Annotated in this window: 18 protein-coding genes; 13 read left to right on the top strand and 5 right to left on the bottom strand. The window is 31.2% G+C overall.

Features of this window, described 5'->3' with window-relative positions:
* Positions 1-137 precede the first annotated feature (137 nt).
* The 6 genes from queG (at position 138) to fumC (ending at position 5021) form a co-directional block, all read left to right on the top strand.
* Positions 138-1265: a tRNA epoxyqueuosine(34) reductase QueG gene (queG, locus tag JG554_RS05055; protein ID WP_070039612.1), complete on the top strand. Its 1128-nt coding sequence runs from the start codon at positions 138-140 to the stop codon at positions 1263-1265.
* 5 nt (positions 1266-1270) lie between these two features.
* Complete coding sequence (gene trmL / locus JG554_RS05060; protein ID WP_070039610.1) at positions 1271-1741, top strand: tRNA (uridine(34)/cytosine(34)/5-carboxymethylaminomethyluridine(34)-2'-O)-methyltransferase TrmL; 471 nt, start codon at positions 1271-1273, stop codon at positions 1739-1741.
* Positions 1742-1921: 180 nt separating this feature from the next.
* Entirely contained in the window at positions 1922-2521 is a 600-nt protein-coding gene (locus tag JG554_RS05065) for a sugar phosphate isomerase family (RefSeq protein ID WP_046207637.1), read from the top strand.
* Between the two features lie 24 nt (positions 2522-2545).
* Complete coding sequence (locus JG554_RS05070) at positions 2546-2731, top strand: SAS053 family DNA gyrase inhibitor (RefSeq protein ID WP_046207636.1); 186 nt, start codon at positions 2546-2548, stop codon at positions 2729-2731.
* 291 nt (positions 2732-3022) lie between these two features.
* Positions 3023-3433, top strand: a complete 411-nt coding sequence (locus tag JG554_RS05075) for a hypothetical protein (RefSeq protein ID WP_046207635.1) — start codon at positions 3023-3025, stop codon at positions 3431-3433.
* A gap of 202 nt (positions 3434-3635) precedes the next feature.
* Positions 3636-5021: a class II fumarate hydratase gene (gene fumC, locus JG554_RS05080; RefSeq protein ID WP_070658779.1), complete on the top strand. Its 1386-nt coding sequence runs from the start codon at positions 3636-3638 to the stop codon at positions 5019-5021.
* Between the two features lie 387 nt (positions 5022-5408).
* Here fumC and JG554_RS05085 read toward each other — a convergent pair whose 3' ends face one another.
* Positions 5409-6236 (bottom strand): RluA family pseudouridine synthase, encoded by an 828-nt coding sequence (locus tag JG554_RS05085; RefSeq protein WP_064208787.1) that lies wholly within the window; start codon positions 6234-6236, stop codon positions 5409-5411.
* Between the two features lie 191 nt (positions 6237-6427).
* On the opposite strand from JG554_RS05085, the gene JG554_RS05090 reads away from it, so the two are divergent.
* From JG554_RS05090 to JG554_RS05100, 3 genes are all read left to right on the top strand, one after another.
* Positions 6428-7537 carry a GAF domain-containing sensor histidine kinase gene (locus JG554_RS05090; RefSeq protein WP_046207632.1) on the top strand — a complete coding sequence of 370 codons (1110 nt, stop codon included), beginning with the start codon at positions 6428-6430 and terminating at the stop codon, positions 7535-7537.
* 21 nt (positions 7538-7558) lie between these two features.
* Entirely contained in the window at positions 7559-8182 is a 624-nt protein-coding gene (locus JG554_RS05095) for a response regulator (protein ID WP_046207631.1), read from the top strand.
* Positions 8183-8303: 121 nt separating this feature from the next.
* A complete protein-coding gene (locus JG554_RS05100; protein ID WP_070039607.1) occupies positions 8304-9587 on the top strand; it encodes a dicarboxylate/amino acid:cation symporter in 1284 nt (427 codons plus the stop codon).
* 190 nt (positions 9588-9777) lie between these two features.
* On the opposite strand, the gene JG554_RS05105 is transcribed toward JG554_RS05100, so the two are convergent.
* The 4 genes from JG554_RS05105 to purU all read right to left on the bottom strand — a co-directional run bounded on the left by JG554_RS05105 (position 9778) and on the right by purU (position 14648).
* Positions 9778-10089: a hypothetical protein gene (locus JG554_RS05105; protein ID WP_225309945.1), complete on the bottom strand. Its 312-nt coding sequence runs from the start codon at positions 10087-10089 to the stop codon at positions 9778-9780.
* A 186-nt stretch (positions 10090-10275) separates the two neighbouring features.
* Complete coding sequence (pflA, locus tag JG554_RS05110; protein ID WP_070039604.1) at positions 10276-11025, bottom strand: pyruvate formate-lyase-activating protein; 750 nt, start codon at positions 11023-11025, stop codon at positions 10276-10278.
* A gap of 23 nt (positions 11026-11048) precedes the next feature.
* A complete protein-coding gene (gene pflB / locus JG554_RS05115) occupies positions 11049-13298 on the bottom strand; it encodes a formate C-acetyltransferase (protein ID WP_070039602.1) in 2250 nt (749 codons plus the stop codon).
* A gap of 498 nt (positions 13299-13796) precedes the next feature.
* Positions 13797-14648, bottom strand: coding sequence for a formyltetrahydrofolate deformylase (gene purU, locus JG554_RS05120; protein WP_046207627.1), 852 nt, complete (start codon positions 14646-14648; stop codon positions 13797-13799).
* 414 nt (positions 14649-15062) lie between these two features.
* Between purU and xdrA the strand changes: the two genes are divergently transcribed.
* The 4 genes from xdrA (at position 15063) to JG554_RS05140 (ending at position 19132) form a co-directional block, all read left to right on the top strand.
* Entirely contained in the window at positions 15063-15527 is a 465-nt protein-coding gene (gene xdrA / locus JG554_RS05125) for an XRE family transcriptional regulator XdrA (RefSeq protein ID WP_019468125.1), read from the top strand.
* A gap of 412 nt (positions 15528-15939) precedes the next feature.
* Entirely contained in the window at positions 15940-17070 is a 1131-nt protein-coding gene (locus JG554_RS05130; protein WP_070039600.1) for a DUF445 domain-containing protein, read from the top strand.
* 69 nt (positions 17071-17139) lie between these two features.
* The gene (locus tag JG554_RS05135; RefSeq protein WP_019468127.1) at positions 17140-17484 is read left to right on the top strand and encodes a YlbF/YmcA family competence regulator; all 345 of its coding nucleotides are present in this window, start codon (positions 17140-17142) and stop codon (positions 17482-17484) included.
* Positions 17485-17947: 463 nt separating this feature from the next.
* Complete coding sequence (locus tag JG554_RS05140; RefSeq protein ID WP_046207625.1) at positions 17948-19132, top strand: metallophosphoesterase family protein; 1185 nt, start codon at positions 17948-17950, stop codon at positions 19130-19132.

A 19132-nucleotide genomic window follows, 5' to 3' on the forward strand; every position in this document is an offset into this window, starting at 1 on the left:
TGTTATGAAAATGGATTATAGTTTTTCATTCATAGCATCTTGGTTTTTTTATATAAAAATTTGAATTCTCGAATTCTCTTATTAATAATGAATGTGTTAAACTAAAGAATGTATGTTTTTAAGGTGGGGTGTAAAAAATGAATATAAATCAATTGAAACAAGATGTTATAGACTATGCACATTCAATTGGTATTGATAGTATTGGTTTTACTACTGCTGACCCATTTGATGAATTAAAACAAAAATTAGTTGATTATCATGAAAAGGGCTATGCTTCAGGATTTGAAGAACCAGACATTGGATTACGTACTGAACCCAAATTAACATTACCTACTGCAAGATCTATCATTGCCATTGCTGTTGGTTATCCTAATAAATTGAAGGGTGCACCTAGAAGTGTGCGTGGAGACAGAAGAGGTATGTTTGCTAGGGCATCTTGGGGTCAAGATTATCATTCAATCATGAGAAAACGTTTAGATAAATTAGCTGAGTATTTAGAGACTAGAGTACCAGATGTAGAAATTAAATCAATGGTTGATACAGGTGTGTTGTCAGACCGAGCTGTAGCAGAACGTGCAGGATTAGGTTATGTAGGTAGAAATGGATTTGTTATAAATCCAGATCTCGGAACATGGACTTATCTAGGTGAAATGTTAGTAAGTGTTCCTTTTCCTCCTGATGACCCAATCATTGATAGTTGTGGAGATTGTACAATATGTGTTGATCGATGTCCAACAGGGGCCCTAGTAGGAGATGGCCAACTAAATAGTCAAAAATGTATTAGCTTTTTAACACAAACAAAAGGTTATCTACAAGATGAATATCGATATAAAATAGGTAATCGTCTCTATGGCTGTGATACATGTCAACAAGTCTGCCCAAGAAATCGTGGTATCAATACACAGCATGATGATATTGTATTAGAGCCAGAAATATTAAAACCAAGGTTAGTACCACTATTACAAATGAGCAATAAGGAATTTAAAAACACTTATGGTCATTTAGCGGGCGCATGGAGAGGTAAAAAACCAATTCAAAGAAACGCAATTCTAGCATTAGCACATTTTAAAGAAGAAACTGCGATACCTGAATTACAAGAAGTCGCATTGAATGATCCAAGACCGATGATTAGAGCTACTGCTTTTTGGGCAATTGGACAAATTCAAGGAGAGCAAGCAAGATCATTTATTGAATCACACTACGATAGTGAATTAGAGGAAGTCCAACATGAGATGATAAAAGGACTAAATATGAGGAGAGAATAAAAAGCATGACCAACCACATTGTATTATTTCAACCACAGATACCTGGAAATACTGGCAGTATCGCTAGAACTTGTGCTGGCACTTACACACATTTACATCTTATAAAACCATTAGGATTTAGTACAGATGACAAAATGCTGAAAAGAGCAGGATTAGATTATTGGGATGCAGTAAATATCAATTATTATGAAAATATAGAATCGTTTTTTGAAACTACGGAAGGTAAATATTATTTATTAACTAAGTTTGGAGAAAAAACTTATTCTGATTTTGATTTTACTAATAAAGATGAAAATCATTATTTTATTTTTGGTAGAGAAACGACGGGCTTACCTGATTGGGTAAAGGACAAATATAAAGATACAGCTTTAAGAATTCCCATGAATGATAATATAAGATCATTAAATTTATCCAATACTGCTTCTTTACTTATTTATGAAGCATTGAGACAACAAAATTTCCCAAATTTACATTAAAATCTATATTAATCAATGAAAAACGACTTTGACATTTGTATAATATAGTTAAAGCTAAAAGTGAGTATTTGAAAATTTAGTTGATTATTAAAATTAAGTAGTTTATGAAGATAGCTTCAAGGGTATTATTATAAATAATGCTAGAACGCGTCTTAAAAGATTAAGAGGAGTGTAATAACTATGGCAATGAACTTTAAAGTTTTAGAAAACGAAAAAAGTGTAGCAGAATATGCTGCAGATATTTTAAGAAAACAGTTTAACAATAATCCAACTACGATAGCAGGTATCCATTTATCTAATGATAATGCACCAGTATTAGATGAATTAAAGAAAAATGTAGATGATCATGCAGTAGATTTCAGTCAAATTAATATATTAGATTATGATAGCAATAAATCATATTATGAAGCGTTAGGCGTACCAGAAGGCCAAATATATGGTGTTTCATATGGTCAAGATACGGAGTCATTTATAAGTGATAAAATCAAAACTAAAGAAAATAAAGGTAAATTGATTACACAAATACTTTCAATTGATACAAATGGTAGACTTAATGTAAGTATTAATCATGGTCTATTTTCTGCAAGAGAAGTAATTTTAGTGATTACTGGTAGTGAGAAAAAAGATGTTGTGCATAAATTATATGAAGAAAATGGTAAAACTTCTTTTGAACCATCTGATTTAAAAGCACATCGCATGGTGAATGTTATTTTAGATGAGGCTGCTGCTGAGGGTCTTCCTGAAGATGTTCGTCACTATTTCACTGCACGTTTCGCATAAAATTCAAAATGTGAGGTGTAACCAATGACTAATGATAATGTAAATAAAAAGTCTACCAACCATGATGCAGAACCACAAAATGAAATGGTTGATGATTTTGAAGATATTGTAGAATTGGGCAAAGAAATGGAACAAATTTCAGAAGAAAATGATGAAGATAAATTAGATAAATCACATGATTCTAACGTACGTTCAGATTTAGATAATTAAGTTAGTGAGTTTATTTAGTAAGTGAAAAAATTGAAATAAAGTTTAAATTGTTAGTCAATACGTGTGATTTACATTAAAAATTATTAATTCGTTTATAAATACATGGAAGCGTGTAAGTGTTGATCAAATATTAATATTTGATGTCTTACTCGCTTCTATTTTTTTTATAAATGTAATCAATTTGCCACGTTATTAGTATGTGGTTATATGAATATTAAAAAAACAATGCCAACATAAATTTGATTATGTTATTATTAAGTCATTATTTGAATTTAAGGAGTTATCATTAATATGTTAAGTAACTATTGGAAATATCTCATGATATGTGCGGTAATTGTAAATTTAATTTCTATAAAAGGATTTCCTATGGCCATTGGTGCAATATATTTACCAATCTTATTTAAAATTATTCAATTACAAATCAACTTGTCACATGGTCTCGTAGATAAAGTCAATGCTTCTACATTTGTAAAAAGTAATCAAACTGGAATCATTATTAGTGTATTGTGTTGTATTGTTATAACAGTATTATTATTTAAACCGCTTGGTGATTTTTATAATAGTTTAACAGGGTTTTTAGGACTTCTTATCACAGTTAGTCCTGTAACAATGATTATTGGTGCAATACTTTTAATTTTAACTGCAATAGGTATAATACAAGCAGCAAAGATGAAATTTAATGATGTAACAATTACAAAATAATAATGAATGATGTTTAAAACCAGAGACTAAAATTAGTTTCTGGTTTTATTAATAGTTAGTAATTAATTGTTTGAATGTACAAATCAAAGTTAATAATCAGACATTTTTCAATGGAATGAAAACGCTATATTAAAGAGATTGCCCAGTTAAATTAATTAATGCTATACTAAAGTTAAATACATATTGAAGGGGAGATTTTTAAATGTCAGTTAGAATTGAACATGATACATTTGGTGAAATTGAAGTACCTGCAGATAAATACTGGGGTGCACAAACAGAAAGAAGTAAACGAAACTTTCCTGTTGGCAAAGAACAAATGCCAATTGAAGTTGTTTATGGATTTGCTCAATTAAAAAGAGGGGCAGCATTAGCCAATCATGAATTAGGAAAACTAAGTGACGCAAAAAAAGATGCTATTGTGCATGCATGTGATCGTATCTTAAACAAAGAATTAGATGAACACTTCCCATTAGTCGTTTGGCAAACTGGAAGCGGTACACAAAGTAATATGAACGTCAACGAAGTAGTGAGTTATGTTGCGAACATGTATCTCAAAGAGCAAGGTAGCGATGAATCAATACATCCAAATGATGATGTGAATAAATCTCAAAGTTCAAATGATACTTTCCCAACTGCGATGCATGTTGCACTATATAATGAAATTGAGGTAAAACTTGAACCGGCATTAAAATCATTACGTGATACTTTTAAAGAAAAAGAAGAAAAGTTTAATGAAATTATTAAAATAGGGCGTACTCATTTACAGGATGCTACACCTATTCGTTTAGGCCAAGAAATAAGTGGATGGCGTTATATGTTAGATAAATGTGAAACATTACTTAGTGAATCAAAAGCCCATATTTTAAATTTAGCAATCGGTGGTACTGCAGTAGGTACCGGTATCAATGCGCACCCAGAATTTGGTGATAAAGTTGCTAAATTTATTTCAAAAAATACAGGGTATCCATTTGTATCATCTGAAAATAAATTTCACGCATTAACTGCACATGATGAAGTCGTTCAATTACATGGTTCACTCAAAGCATTAGCTACTGACTTAATGAAAATTGCAAATGATGTGAGATGGTTAGCGTCTGGACCACGTGCTGGACTTGCTGAAATTTCTATACCAGAAAACGAACCTGGTTCATCTATCATGCCTGGTAAAGTCAACCCAACACAATGTGAAATGTTGACGATGGTTGCAGTTCAAGTTATGGGAAATGACACAGTGGTTGGCATAGGTAGTTCACAAGGGAATTTTGAATTAAATGTCTATAAACCTGTTATTTTGCATAATACATTGCAGTCTATATACTTATTAGCAGATGGCATGCAAACATTTAATGATAATTGTGCAGTAGGCATAGAACCAATTGAAGAAAACATTGATAATTATTTAAATCAATCACTAATGTTAGTAACAGCTTTAAATCCTCATATTGGTTATGAAAAAGCTGCTAGCATAGCTAAAAAAGCCCACCGTGAAGGTTTAACATTAAAAGAGTCGGCTGTTCAATCTGGATATTTAACTGAGGAACAGTTTAATGAGTGGATTAAACCTGAAGATATGGTTGAACCTAAGTAATTTTAAAAAATAAAGGAATATCAATATCTTTGATTAACGAAGAAACGTCAATTTCAATAGAAATTGACGTTTCTTCATTTATAAAAGTTTTCAATTACGCTAAACTATTTTTTATATTTATTAGCACCATTATAGAATTACATTTTTTGTTTACTTCTAAGTTAGAGTTAATAATATTAGGGTTTAAGTTATCATTTCCTAAATATAATCAAAAACTGATTAATAGTTTAAAGTTTACCAATTCTGTTTAAGTCTTCAGCTAATATGATATCGGTCTTCTTGTTGAATGAATGCGTAAGTGTCTACATTTATTGTGACTTTTATTAACAACAATGGTGTGTGTACGATAAAATCTATAAAAAGAATTAGAAATGTAACGTTACATATTTAGATTTCATCATCTAAACTAACTGAAATTTTTTCTTGTGTTAAAGGATGAATAAATTCTATTTTGTAACTATTTAATTGAAGTTGTCTTAACGTCGAATCACCATATAATGGGTCACCGATAACTGGATGTCCAATTTCTGCTAAATGTACACGTATTTGGTGTGTTCTACCCGTATCTAATTTCAAATCGACTTCACATACATTTTCTTTAACCATGCGAGAAGTTAAAATATGTGTAATGGCAGATTGACCTGTAGTAGACACTCGGCGCTTATTCGAGTGAAATTTATCTTTACCTATAGGTGCATCGATGGTTTGTGGTTTTATTGGTAATAAGCTATGTACGTTTGCCTTATAGATACGATCAATTTTATTTTCCTCTAACATACGGTCGAGGATTTTTTTCATTAAAGGATTTTTGGCAACTATTAAAAGACCAACTGTCTCTTGATCTAAGCGATGTATTGGTTCTACATAATCGCTTTTAATGGTATATATCACATGATTCATTAATGTATTACTTTCTTTTAAATCATTGGGATGCGTTTTAACCCCTTTAGGCTTCATAACGATGGCTAGATCATTGTCTTCATAATAAATTTGTGCAAATCGATAGCTTGGTAAATAATTACTCTTTTCATCTGGTGTAGGAATATAAACATGGTCGCCGGCATGTACTTGTGACGTAAGTTTTGCATTTTTATCATTGACTTTAATCTCTTTTGACATATTTAAATTGTGTAAATCTTTTTTTGGCAATTGTAATTGCTGGAAAATTTCTCTTAGTGTTAATGCATTATAATTTTCTGGGATTTGAAATTTCATAATATCCTCCTCTTTGACCAATTATTATCATACCATAAACACGCTGTTAAAAATATTAGACCTTGCGATTGATTTAATAATTTTTCATATTATTTAAGTCCAATTAAAAAGTAATTATTTATCTATTTTTAAATGCTTAACAAACTTGTATAATGTATGTAAATAGTGTTGTTAAAGAATGGACTGGTTAAATGGAAAAACCGACTAGATTAGCATTATTAAAAGAAATTGCTGAATTTTTAAATGAAGAAACAGAAACATATAGTATGCTACAAGGCGCATTGAAATCATTAATTGATGGAAGTGAATTTACAACGGGATGGATTTTTTTCATTGATGATGTGGGGCAGCATGAACTCGTATCATATAATGGTTTGCCAGGCGCATTGGAAAATAACCATTGTCAGTATATGCGAAAAGGAACGTGTTGGTGTGTTCAAGCATATCAAAATAAGAAATTAACGAAGGCTTCAAATATTATAAATTGTTCGAGAATTAATTTAGCGAATCGAGCTTATCATGAAGAAACTGATGGTATTACACACCATGCTACAGTTCCATTAAGATCTGGTGAAGAACAATTTGGATTACTCAATGTTGCAACGCCTTATACGAGGAGATATAGCGCAGAAAACTTAGAGTTGTTAGAATCTGTTGCATTACAAATTGGATCAGCGATTAAAAGGATTTTGTTAACAGATCAAGAAAAAGAAGCTGCGCGTATTAGTGAACGCAATAGATTAGCAAGAGATTTACATGATTCTGTAAACCAAATGCTTTTTTCTGTTAAGTTGACAGCACATGCAGCATTAGGGATGACACAAGAAAATGTTTCTCGTAAAGCGTTTCAAGTGATTGAAGATACGAGTCAACAAGCAGTTAATGAAATGAGAGCTTTGATATGGCAATTAAAACCCGTTGGATTAGAGCAAGGATTGGTTAATGCGTTAAAACAGTATAGTAAGTTACTACAGTTAGAGTTAGTCGTTAAAGTAGATGGTTTGATTAAACTACCAAGTCAAATCGAGGAAAATGTTTATAGAATTGTTCAAGAAGCGATGAATAACACAAAAAAGCATAGTGAAACCACTCAAGTTCGATTAGATTTAGTTCAAGATGATAATTATTTATTAGTTACGATTGCTGATTTTGGAAAAGGTTTTGATAAACATAAATCAAACCTTTATCACTCACATGGTTTAAATAATATGAAACAACGGACTAAACAGATAAGTGGTAATTTGACAATTGAAGGTGAACCAAACAAAGGTACAAAAATTCATATCTCAATACCGTTATAAAGTGTCGAAAGGAAGGTCAAGATGAATCAAATCATTTTGGTAGATGATCACCATATCGTTAGGCAAGGTTTAGAATTTCTATTATCAACAGTTGATGATATAGAGGTTGTTAAAGGTTTTTCAGATGGCAAATCATTTTTAAAATATTTAGAAGCGCATGAATTACCTGATATCGTATTATTAGATTTAGTGATGCCCAATATGAATGGAATAGAAATCACTGAAATTATGAAGCAAAAATATCCAGAAGTTAAAATATTAGTGCTAACCAGTTATGTAGACGATGAACATGTGATTTCGGCAATTGATAAAGGCGCCGATGGTTATGAAATGAAAGATGTTGAACCTGAGAAGTTGATTAAAACAATTAAAAACGTGTTGTCAGGTGAAAAAGTTATCCATCCACAAGCTCAAAGCGTTATGGAGTCAGTAAGTAGTAAACCGCACTATACAAATAAACTATCTAAACGTGAATCTGAAGTCTTGACAGAAATGGCAAAGGGTAAAACAAATAAAGAAATTGCGGAAACTTTATTTGTCTCAGAAAAAACTGTTAAAACCCATGTCAGTCACATATTCGCTAAATTGCAAGTATCTGATCGCACACAAGCGGCGATTTATGCTATGCAGAATAATCTTATATAAATTATTAGATGTTATGTAAATATTATTTTACATAGCATTTTTTGTCGTGTATATACTTTTGTTTCAAAATGTATAATATTACTATATAATGTAGCTAATAAACATAAAGGGGGATGTTGTTATGAAGACTAAAAATCTTTCATTGAAAATTGTTATAGCGTTAATACTCGGTATAGCAATAGGGTCTATATTTAATATGTTTGCTCAATCAAGTTTTGTGATCAACGTTGATAAATATGTCTTTAACGTGATTGGGCAAATTTTTCTGAATTTAATTTTCATGTTAGTAGTGCCTGTTGTGTTTGTTTCAATTGTATTAGGTGTAGTAGGGGTAGGTGATCCTAAATTATTAGGTGGTATTGGGTTAAAAACGATTAGTTTCTTTTTAACTACTACTGCAATAGCAATTATAATTGGGATTACTTTAGCTTTAGTTTTACAGCCGGGTGAGGGGAAATCAGATTTATTAAAAAGTGAGGATGTATCAAGTTATCAAAAAACATTAGATAAAGAGGATAATTCACAAAGTTCTGCAGCCAATCAATCATTTGATCAAACATTGATTAATCTATTTCCTAAAAACCCGTTACAAGCTATGAGTGAAGAAAATATGTTGCAAATTATTACATTTGCTATTTTCATTGGGATAGGTTTGATTATGGTTGGTTCGAAGGCTGAAGGGGTATACCGGTTATTTGAGCAAACCAATGAAGTTTTAATGTATATTGTAACGATGATCATGAGCGTGTTTGCACCTATTGGTACTTTTGGTCTTGTTGCACATGCGTTTACAGGAGCAGGGTTTGGAGCTATCCAACAACTTGGTATGTATTTCTTTATAGTGTTGCTTGCGCTATTTATCCATTTCTTTGTTATATATGGTTCAGCAGTGAAGTTTATAGCTAAATCAAGTCCACTGAAATTCTTTAAAGATTTTCTTCCGGCAATTACACTTGGTTTCAGTGCTTCGAGTTCTACAGCCACTTTACCAGTGTCGCTTAAATGTACTAAGAATATGGGTGTTAGACCAGAAGTAGCATCTTTTGTACAACCTCTTGGCGCTACAATCAACATGGATGGTACGGCAATCATGCAAGGTGTTGCAACGATATTTATTGCACAAATATCTGGGGTAGAGCTTTCATTTATGCAAATTATAACTGTTGTAGTCATCGCTGTAGTAGCATCCATTGGTACTGCAGGTGTCCCTGGGGTTGGACTGATAATGTTAGCGATGGTTTTAAATGCCGTTGGATTGAATCCAGCAGCAATTGGTATTATCTTAGGTATTGATAGATTGTTGGATATGACGAGAACATCTGTCAATATTACAGGTGATGCTGCATGTGCACTAATCATTTCAAAAGCTGAAGATAAAAAATTAGCTGCTAAAAATGAAAGTTAATTAAATAAGAGATATAAATTAAAGATATTTAAAATTTGAGAGTGGCCCTAACATTGAAATATGCTGGCCACTCTTTTTTGTGATACGTGAGAAGTGTTGCAAATGAGTTGTTGATTTATAAAATTTTTTTCTTAAAAAATAAACCATCACTATGATAGTTTAGTATTAGATTAACCTGATAGATGACTTATTAAGAATGAAGTACATTGTACAATTCTACAAATTTTTTACCATCTTTTCTAGGAACCTGATCAAATAGCCAAGGCTCTCCATCAGACTCCATAATCGTTATTCTAAAAGGAGTTAAAGATAGACCAAATTTAACACTTTGAAGTTCATTAAAAGGGAATAAACTTTTGATTTCATGATTTTCAATTATTCCTTTTGCTTTAAACGTAATTTTATCATTATATAACGTCAATATGCCTGGAATCATTTGCGCATTAATAAATTTCATAGAAGCACTGATAGAAATTAGTTTTGTTGAAGAATGATTATTCAAAGAAACATCCCCCTTAAAATTTGTTTTAGTTAATATATCATTTTGCATAGTGTTATTCAAATTCGTGTTCATTAACAAAAAAGAAAAGTAGTGAATGATATCTATATTTCAACTGATATCAATTCACTACTTATTTGATGAACTACATTTTAATAAGCGCGATTATTTTAACGTGTCGTAATAAAGTTAAATAGGGGTGTAACCTTTAAAATTTACATATTGATAGGCCTGTTTTACTTCAGCCTCGGTAGGTGCTGTTATTTGATCTAAAGCATAAGTTAAACCTAGTGATTGCCATTTATGCATACCTAATTGGTGATATGGCAGTATTTCAAAGCGCTCAACGTTGTCGAGTGAATTTATAAATTCGCCTAACCGTATCAAATCTTTTTTATCATCTGTGAGACCTGGCACTAGTACATGTCTTATCCAAACGGGTTGATTTTTAAGAGAAAGTGTTTTAGCAAAGTTTAATATATGTGTATTAGGTTGGCCAGTTAATTTGTTATGTTTCATATTATCAATATGTTTAATGTCTAATAATATTAAGTCTGTAAACTTTAGCAAAGCATCTAATTGTTTTTCAAAAGTATGTGTATTTTTCGCTGTACCAGCTGAAGTGTCAATGCAGGTGTGAATATCATGTGCTTTTAATGATTGAAATAAGGCGGTTAAAAATTTGATTTGTAATAATGGTTCACCGCCACTGACTGTTACGCCCCCACCTGATGTATCGAAATATGGTTTGAAAGGAGTTATTTCATTTACCATTTCCTCAACTGTGACTGCGCGTGTATAATCATTTATTTTCCAAGTATCGGGATTATGACAGTATAAACATCTTAATAAACACCCTTGAGTAAATAATATATATCGTAGTCCTGGACCATCAACGGTACCCAAACTTTCAACAGAATGCAAATGTCCTTTTAGCATATAGCGGCCACCTTAAATTCAAATTACATTTTTTCATGGAAAGTACGTGAAATAACATCTAATTGTTGTTCGCGTGTTAATTTAATAAAGTTAACCGCATAACCAGATACGCGAATCGTTAATTGTGGATATGCTTCAGGATGTTCCATTGCATCTAGTAACGTTTCCCTATTAAACACATTAATGTTTAAGTGGTGTCCGTGTTGCATAGCATAGCCATCCAACATACTTGTGAGATTTTTACATTGATCATTACTTTCCTTACCTAGTGATTTTGGAACGATACTAAATGTATTGGATATGCCGTCTTTACAACAATCATAAGGTATTTTTGCAACTGTACTTAATGATGAAAGTGCACCTTTTTGGTCGCGTCCATGCATCGGGTTTGCACCTGGTGCAAAGGGTTCTCCGGCTTTACGTCCATCTGGTGTATTTCCTGTCTTTTTACCATATACTACATTTGATGTTATCGTTAACACACTCATCGTATGTTCTGAATTACGATAAGTTTTATGACTACGTAATTTTGTCATAAAGCGTTCTACAAGGTCGATTGCTAAATCATCAACACGTGCGTCATTATTACCATATTTTGGGAAATCACCTTCGATTTCAAAATCTGTTACAACGCCATTTTCATTTCGAATAGGTTTTACTTTTGCATATTTGATTGCAGATAATGAATCTGCAGCAACAGAAAGACCAGCTATACCTGTAGCCATTGTTCTAATGATATTTGTATCATGCAGTGCCATCTCAATACGTTCATAACTATATTTATCATGCATATAATGGATGACATTAAGTGAATTAATATATACTCCAGCTAACCAATTCATCATTTTATCAAATTTTTCAAATACCTCATCGAAGTTGAGTACTTCTGATTTTATACTTTCATATGATGGTCCGACTTGTTGACCTGATTTTTCATCTATGCCACCATTAATCGCATATAATAAAGTTTTTGCTAAATTAGCACGAGCACCAAAAAATTGCATTTGTTTTCCAATCGTCATAGCAGATACACAGCATGCAATACCATAATCATCACCATAAGATTCTCTCATTAAGTCATCATTTTCATATTGAATTGCGCTTGTTTTTATACTCATTTTTGCACAATATGTTTTAAAATTGTCAGGTAGGCGAACTGACCATAATACTGTGAGGTTTGGTTCAGGTGCTGGACCTAAATTATCTAGTGAATGTAAGAAACGGAACGAGTTTTTAGTTACTAATGCACGTCCATCAATACCTACACCTCCAATTGATTCTGTTACCCAAGTAGGGTCACCAGAAAATAATTCGTTATAATCAGGTGTTCGAGCAAATTTAACGATACGTAATTTCATAATAAAATGGTCAATGATTTCTTGTACTTCACGTTCTGTAATCAATCCATTGTTTAAATCTCTTTCAGCATAGATATCTAAAAATGTTGAAGTACGACCTAAGCTCATAGCTGCACCGTTTTGTTCTTTAATGGCAGCTAAATATGCTAAGTATAACCATTGTACTGCTTCTTTAAAGTTATAGGCTGGGCGACTTAAATCAAATCCATAAATATTGCCTAATGTTTTTAATTCATTTAATGCACGGTATTGTTCAGATAACTCTTCGCGTAATCGAATAACATCTTCTGACATTTCTTTAGACATATTATTGAAATCTTCCATTTTTTTCTGCAATAAGAAGTCCACACCATATAAAGCCACTCTACGGTAGTCGCCAATAATACGGCCACGACCGTAGGCATCTGGAAGTCCTGTAATAATTCCAGCTTTTCTACAATTTAGCATTTCTTTTGAGTATGCATCGAATACACCTTGATTATGTGTTTTACGATAATCAGTAAATATTTTTTCAGTTTCACTATCTAGGTCATAACCATACGCTTCGCAAGCTGCTTTTGCCATACGAATGCCACCAAAAGGTTGCATCGAACGTTTGAATGGTTTATCGGTTTGGACCCCAACAATGCTTTCTAATTCTTTATTTAGATAACCTGCCTCGTGAGAAGTGATGGTAGAAGGAACTTTTGTGTCCATGTCCCACATTCCACCGCGATCACGCTCTTCTTTAGACAATTGCATGACTTGATCCCAAAGCTGAGTTGTTGCCTCTGTAGGACTTGCTAAAAATTGATCATCACCTTCGTACAATGTGTAATTGAGTTGAATAAATTCTCTTACATCTACATGATGTTGCCAGCGACCTTTTTTAAAATCATTCCATGCTGTGGATTGCATATTATTTTCTTTTAACATATCATTACCTCCAAAAGTATGTTATTTTTTTCACAATAATTATATCATTTGTTTTGTTAAAAAAATCACAAAGTTTTTGAATAATTTTAATCTAAAATGTGAAAGCTTTTGGAATCTGTATTAAAAAGTAATACACTTAATATCAATTGTAGTTCTGTTATAGAACAGTTTTTAATGTGTATATAATGATATGTCATACACAAAACAATATATAAAGTAGATTGGCAAAGGTGTTTAGTAAAAAGTGAAAACAACCATAAATTAAAGTTAAGTAGTGTTGATTGGTTGAGGAATTATAATTATTTAATTGCACAGCTTAACGAAGACGCGTTGATATACTATTAATTTTTTAAAAAGGGATATTGTAAAAGTTAAAATTAAAGAAAGTAAGTAAGATGCTTAAAAATGTCAAAGTTTCTTTTTAAAGTTGTTGAGATTGCGTTGCGCTTCGAATAAAAAGACCTGAGGCAGATATCGGTCTCAGGTCTTTTAAAGTTTTTAATTAAAAACAATAGTCTTACTACTCGCAGTGACAATTACCTTATGCAGCACATGATATTCGACAGCTTGAGCTAACACACTTGATTCAACATGCCGACCAATTTTACGTAAATCTTGTACATTGTACCGATGATTAATTCTTATAACGTCTTGATCTATGATAGGGCCCTCATCTAAATCAGAAGTAACATAATGACTTGTTGCTCCGACCAATTTAACACCGCGTTCCCATGCTTGTTTATAAGGGTTAGCACCTATAAATGATGGTAGGAATGAGTGATGAATATTGATGATTTGGTTTGGATAGTGACTGACAAAATGGTCGGATAGTATTTGCATGTATTTTGCTAAAACAATGAGTTCAACTTGATGCTCAGAACAAACATCTAGTATTTTTCTTTCCACAATCGCTTTATCTTCGTTGCTCGGTATGTAATAAAAAGGGATATGAAGCGTTTCTGCGAATTGTCTATTGTTTTCGTGATTGCTAACGATACACACAATTTCGGCAGGCAATTCATTTCTGTTAACACGTAATAAAATTTCGTTGAAAGCATGATCTTCCTTAGAAACAAAAAGTGCTATTTTTGTATGTTGTTGATTGTCAAAGAGTTTAAAATCTATTTGATGTGTTTGCAACGTTGTTTCTAAATCTTCTTTCAATGATGGTACATTTTCAAATTCCAATCTCAAATATAATTGACCTGTAGCATTTGGTGAATGGTCATATTCTGTAAAATGATCTAAATGTAGAATATTAGAATCATATTGAGCAATTTTATTAGTAATTAATGAAGTAATACCGACTTTATCTGTACAAGTTGCAAGTAATATATATTTCTCTGTCATTTTTTTACACCTCAATTATTAAAGTAACCCTGATTATAATGAAAATTCTGAAAAATGTAAATAAATGATTAATTTCTATTATTTAAGGCAAATGGTATGCCAAAAAGTAAAATTTAAGATATAATAATAAATGGTGTTTTTATATCAAAAGAGTAATAAGTGAAAAATATAATCACATTTCATACTTGTTATACGCTTACAATAAAAGTACTAAAAATGTTTAAGTTAATTATAAGATATAAGATTGATTATTTAGATAATTTCGCAAATAACAAAAAACAACGAAAATATCATTTCGCTCTTTTATTTTATCGCAAATTGTATTAAGATGTAATTTGTGTTTCAAGAAACGTGTATTATTGCAATTTCTTGTGTCCGGATAAAATATTCTTTTATGAAAGGTAGATTAAAGTAATGGATAGACAGAGTTTTACAGATTTAATTCAAACAAAATTTAAAATGGTGCGCATCGAAGCGGGTTATACGCAAGATACGATGGCACAAACAATTGGTCTTTCAAAAAAGACACTAGTACAAATTGAAAAAGAGAGAGTATTGCCAAACTGGACAACATGTGTGTCAATTTGTGCATTATTTAGAGATTCTGATGTTCTAAATAGTACTTTCGGATGCGACCCATTAGAAATGGTACAAACAATTTCACGTAACCATTGTGCGTATCCAAATCATTCTACAACAAGTGATATATATTGGAACACAGTTGATACGCGTAACGGCTATATTTTACAAAGCAACAAAGTAAGTGATATCTACCGTGTACTAAATCAGGAAACACAACCTATTTTTGGTACTTCTAAATTAAGAGAAGCTGAAACATATTTTGGTAGAGTTTCTAAAGAAGAATTAATGCACGTATAAATAAATGTACTGTGTGATAGAAGAATCATTATTTATAACATTAACTAAAAAAGTTATGGCGTATATATTGAATGGTTTAGTCACTATAGTTAATTGAAATCGGTCATGAACTAATGAACTGAACTTAATAAGTAAGTTGATATAGTTTTTGACCCATGATAAAAAGAATACATCATTTTAAGAGCGAACACGGGAAATCAAATGTTGATTGATTTCTAAATCGCTCTTTTTTTAATTCTGTATTTTTACTAATACAAATTGAATGTACTCATAATGATTGCTACCAGCAATTTTATTTTGAAAAATAACAAATAGTATGCACATTTTTATGTTATATGTTATACAATGTAAAAATGACTGATATGATTGTACCTTCAGTTTATAACAAATTTTATTTGAAGGAGAATTAACTATGCACGCTTTTTTAATAATTATAGCGATGATGATTATTGGAGCAATAATAGGTGGCGTCACAAATGTAATTGCTGTAAGAATGTTATTTCATCCGTTTAAAACTTATTATATTTTTAATAGACGAATTCCTTTTACGCCCGGGTTAATACCAAAAAGAAGAACAGAAATTGCAGATAAAATTGGACAAGTTATTGAAGAACACTTATTAACTGAAACGTTAATTAAGTCAAAATTAAATGCACCTAAATCAAGAGAAGCAATCGAATCATTAATCTTAAAACAGATTCAAAAATTAAAAACAGAGCATGTGACGATTCAATCGTTGACGAAAAGTTTCGATGTTGATGTTGTACAGGTTACTAATGATAAAATGTATTCAGTTATCAATAATAAATTAGAACAATATTATGCTGAACATAAAGAAACCCCTATAAATCAACTGATTCCTTCAGATATTGAAGAAAATATTGATGCAAAGGTAGATGGGGTGCCTGAGTTATTATTTGAACGCGCACGTGTTTATCTTAAATCGGAAAAAGGTGCTGCTGATATAGCATCTATGTTAGATACTTTCTTTAATGAGAAAGGTAAAATCGTAGGTTTGCTACAGATGTTTATGACAAGAGAAAGTATTGCAGATCGAATACAACATGAATTGATTAGATTAACAAATCACCCCAAAGCTAAAGCAATTGCAAAACAGATTATTGAAAATGAATACGCTACATTTAAATCAAAAGCGTTAGTAGATGTCATCAATGAAGATCAATTCGACTCGCTTAAGGTAACGGTTACCGAATTACTAATAAACTATGCAAACATAGATAGTATATCGAATCGACCATTGAAAGAATTAATGCCAGAATTTATAACATTCTTAGAAACAAAAATTTCAAAACAACTTACGGAATTAATTATTGATAAAGGATCTAAGCATATTTCTCCAATCATGAAAAAAGTTAACCTAAGACAAATGGTTGAAGAACAAATAAATTCATTTGATTTAGCATATATTGAACGTTTAATCATAGATATCGCAAATAAAGAATTGAAATTAATTATGCTTTTAGGCTTTCTATTAGGTGGCATCATAGGTTTATTACAAGGCATAATTGCAATTTTTGTATAACATATTAAATTATGTTATTGTAATATCGATGTGGTTATAACACATATACAAATAAAGGAGTGAAGCACAGTGGCAGTAAATTTATACGATCATGCAAATCAATTAGAACAAGCTTTAAGAGAAAGTGATGAATATCAAGCAATACAAAAAGCTTATGCTAAAGTAAAAGAAAATGATGAATCAAAAGCACTTTTTGATGAATTCCGCGAAACACAATTAAACTTCCAACAAAAACAAATGCAAGGTGAAGAAATTGGTGAAGAGGAATTACAAAAAGCTCAAGAACAAGCACAAAAAATCGAAAATGATTCTAACATTTCAGAATTAATGGCTGCTGAGCAAAACATGAGCCAAGTATTCCAAGAAATTAATCAAATCATTGTTAAACCTTTAGATGAAATTTATGCTGACTAATTAATTAATCAGAATGATTATTTTAAAAGTAATCTAAAGTTCTTATAAAAATTTAAAAATATTTAATGTGTTGCCATATAATGATTTTCAAAATTAATATATGGCAACAACCATAGTTTGAAGGAATATATGTACTTTTATTCAAGCATATGTATGATAAACTCAATATATTGAGAAATGAAATACAAAAGAATTGATGCCAATAAATGAATTCTTTAATTGCTGGATAATGGTTCATGTTTTATTCAATGAATCATGGTTAATATTGAATTTAAAGCTGAGACATTTATTTATGTTTCAGCTTTTTTGTTTTATCGACTGTACAATAGTCGGTGTGGTAAAATAAAGAGATACGAGGTATTAGCGTGTACATAGGTGTTAGTCCATTTTTTAAGTCTCAATATCAATGCCTGTTTTTCATGCTTTTTATAAAAACCTTTAAATAAAGGAGAACTATAAATATATGGTTAAATTTATTCATTGTGCAGATTTACATTTAGATAGTCCATTTAAGTCTAGAAGCTACTTAAGTCAATCGATATTTGAAGATATGCAAAAAAGCGCATATGAAAGTTTCAAAAAAATCGTGGATTTAGCGTTAAATGAAGAAGTAGATTTTATGATTATAGCAGGGGATTTATTTGATAGTCATAACAGAACCCTCCGTGCTGAAGTGTTCTTAAAAGAGCAATTTGAAAGACTGGCAAAAGAACAAATATTTGTTTATCTTTGTCATGGTAATCATGATCCATTATCTTCATCTATAGGAACTGAGTGGCCAGATAACGTTTCGGTTTTTTCTGAAAATGTAGAAACATATCAAACAATTACTAAAAACGGTGAAGAAATATATTTACATGGTTTCAGTTATCAAAATGAAGCGAGCTATGAAAATAAACTTGATGCCTATCCGTCAAGTCAAGGTCAAAAAGGTATTCACATAGGTATTTTGCATGGTACATATAGCAAAACGAACACAAAAGACCGATATACTGAATTTAGATTAGAAGATTTAAACAATAAACTTTATCATTATTGGGCACTTGGTCATATACACGAGCGACAACAACTAAGCGATATGCCTCAAATTCATTATCCAGGTAATATTCAAGGTCGTCATTTCAAAGAAACTGGAGAAAAAGGTTGCCTATTAATAGAGGGCGATGATTTACATCTAAATGCTAAATTTGTGCCAACACAGTTTATTCGTTTTGAAAAGGCTGAAATAGATACAAACATGACTTCAAAACAAGGTTTGTTTGACGCAATACAAGATTTTAAATCACAAGTTAGAGCTGAAGGTAAAGCAATTTATCAATTAGTAGTAAATGTCAATTCAGATGAAATTATTTCTGATCAAGATTTAATGCAAGTGCATGAAATGATTAGTGAATATGAAGAAAATGAGCATAATTTTGTGTTTATAGAAGATCTGAATATAAAGAATAAAGATGATGAAAAAACGACCCTTGTCAAAGAATTTTCAGCAGATTTGATAGAAGATAATTCAGTTTATGAGTTAGCTATGAATGATTTATATCTTAATCCAAAAGCTTCCAAATACCTAGAAAATTATGATGATTTTGATCGTCGAGAATTAATTAAACGCGCTGAATTATTATTAAAGTCAGATATGAGGGGGGAGTAA

This window comes from Staphylococcus sp. 11-B-312 (assembly GCF_016743055.1).
Lineage (GTDB): Bacteria > Bacillota > Bacilli > Staphylococcales > Staphylococcaceae > Staphylococcus > Staphylococcus ureilyticus.

Coding starts and splice junctions, on each gene's coding strand:
- purU (WP_046207627.1), bottom strand. CDS start 14,648: ATGACAGAGAAATATATATTACTTGCAACTTGTACAGATAAAGTCGGT.
- JG554_RS05100 (WP_070039607.1), top strand. CDS start 8,304: ATGAAGACTAAAAATCTTTCATTGAAAATTGTTATAGCGTTAATACTC.
- JG554_RS05085 (WP_064208787.1), bottom strand. CDS start 6,236: ATGAAATTTCAAATCCCAGAAAATTATAATGCATTAACACTAAGAGAA.
- JG554_RS05140 (WP_046207625.1), top strand. CDS start 17,948: ATGGTTAAATTTATTCATTGTGCAGATTTACATTTAGATAGTCCATTT.
- JG554_RS05075 (WP_046207635.1), top strand. CDS start 3,023: ATGTTAAGTAACTATTGGAAATATCTCATGATATGTGCGGTAATTGTA.
- JG554_RS05130 (WP_070039600.1), top strand. CDS start 15,940: ATGCACGCTTTTTTAATAATTATAGCGATGATGATTATTGGAGCAATA.
- JG554_RS05065 (WP_046207637.1), top strand. CDS start 1,922: ATGGCAATGAACTTTAAAGTTTTAGAAAACGAAAAAAGTGTAGCAGAA.
- trmL (WP_070039610.1), top strand. CDS start 1,271: ATGACCAACCACATTGTATTATTTCAACCACAGATACCTGGAAATACT.
- pflA (WP_070039604.1), bottom strand. CDS start 11,025: ATGCTAAAAGGACATTTGCATTCTGTTGAAAGTTTGGGTACCGTTGAT.
- JG554_RS05095 (WP_046207631.1), top strand. CDS start 7,559: ATGAATCAAATCATTTTGGTAGATGATCACCATATCGTTAGGCAAGGT.
- xdrA (WP_019468125.1), top strand. CDS start 15,063: ATGGATAGACAGAGTTTTACAGATTTAATTCAAACAAAATTTAAAATG.
- JG554_RS05070 (WP_046207636.1), top strand. CDS start 2,546: ATGACTAATGATAATGTAAATAAAAAGTCTACCAACCATGATGCAGAA.
- fumC (WP_070658779.1), top strand. CDS start 3,636: ATGTCAGTTAGAATTGAACATGATACATTTGGTGAAATTGAAGTACCT.
- queG (WP_070039612.1), top strand. CDS start 138: ATGAATATAAATCAATTGAAACAAGATGTTATAGACTATGCACATTCA.
- pflB (WP_070039602.1), bottom strand. CDS start 13,298: ATGTTAAAAGAAAATAATATGCAATCCACAGCATGGAATGATTTTAAA.
- JG554_RS05090 (WP_046207632.1), top strand. CDS start 6,428: ATGGAAAAACCGACTAGATTAGCATTATTAAAAGAAATTGCTGAATTT.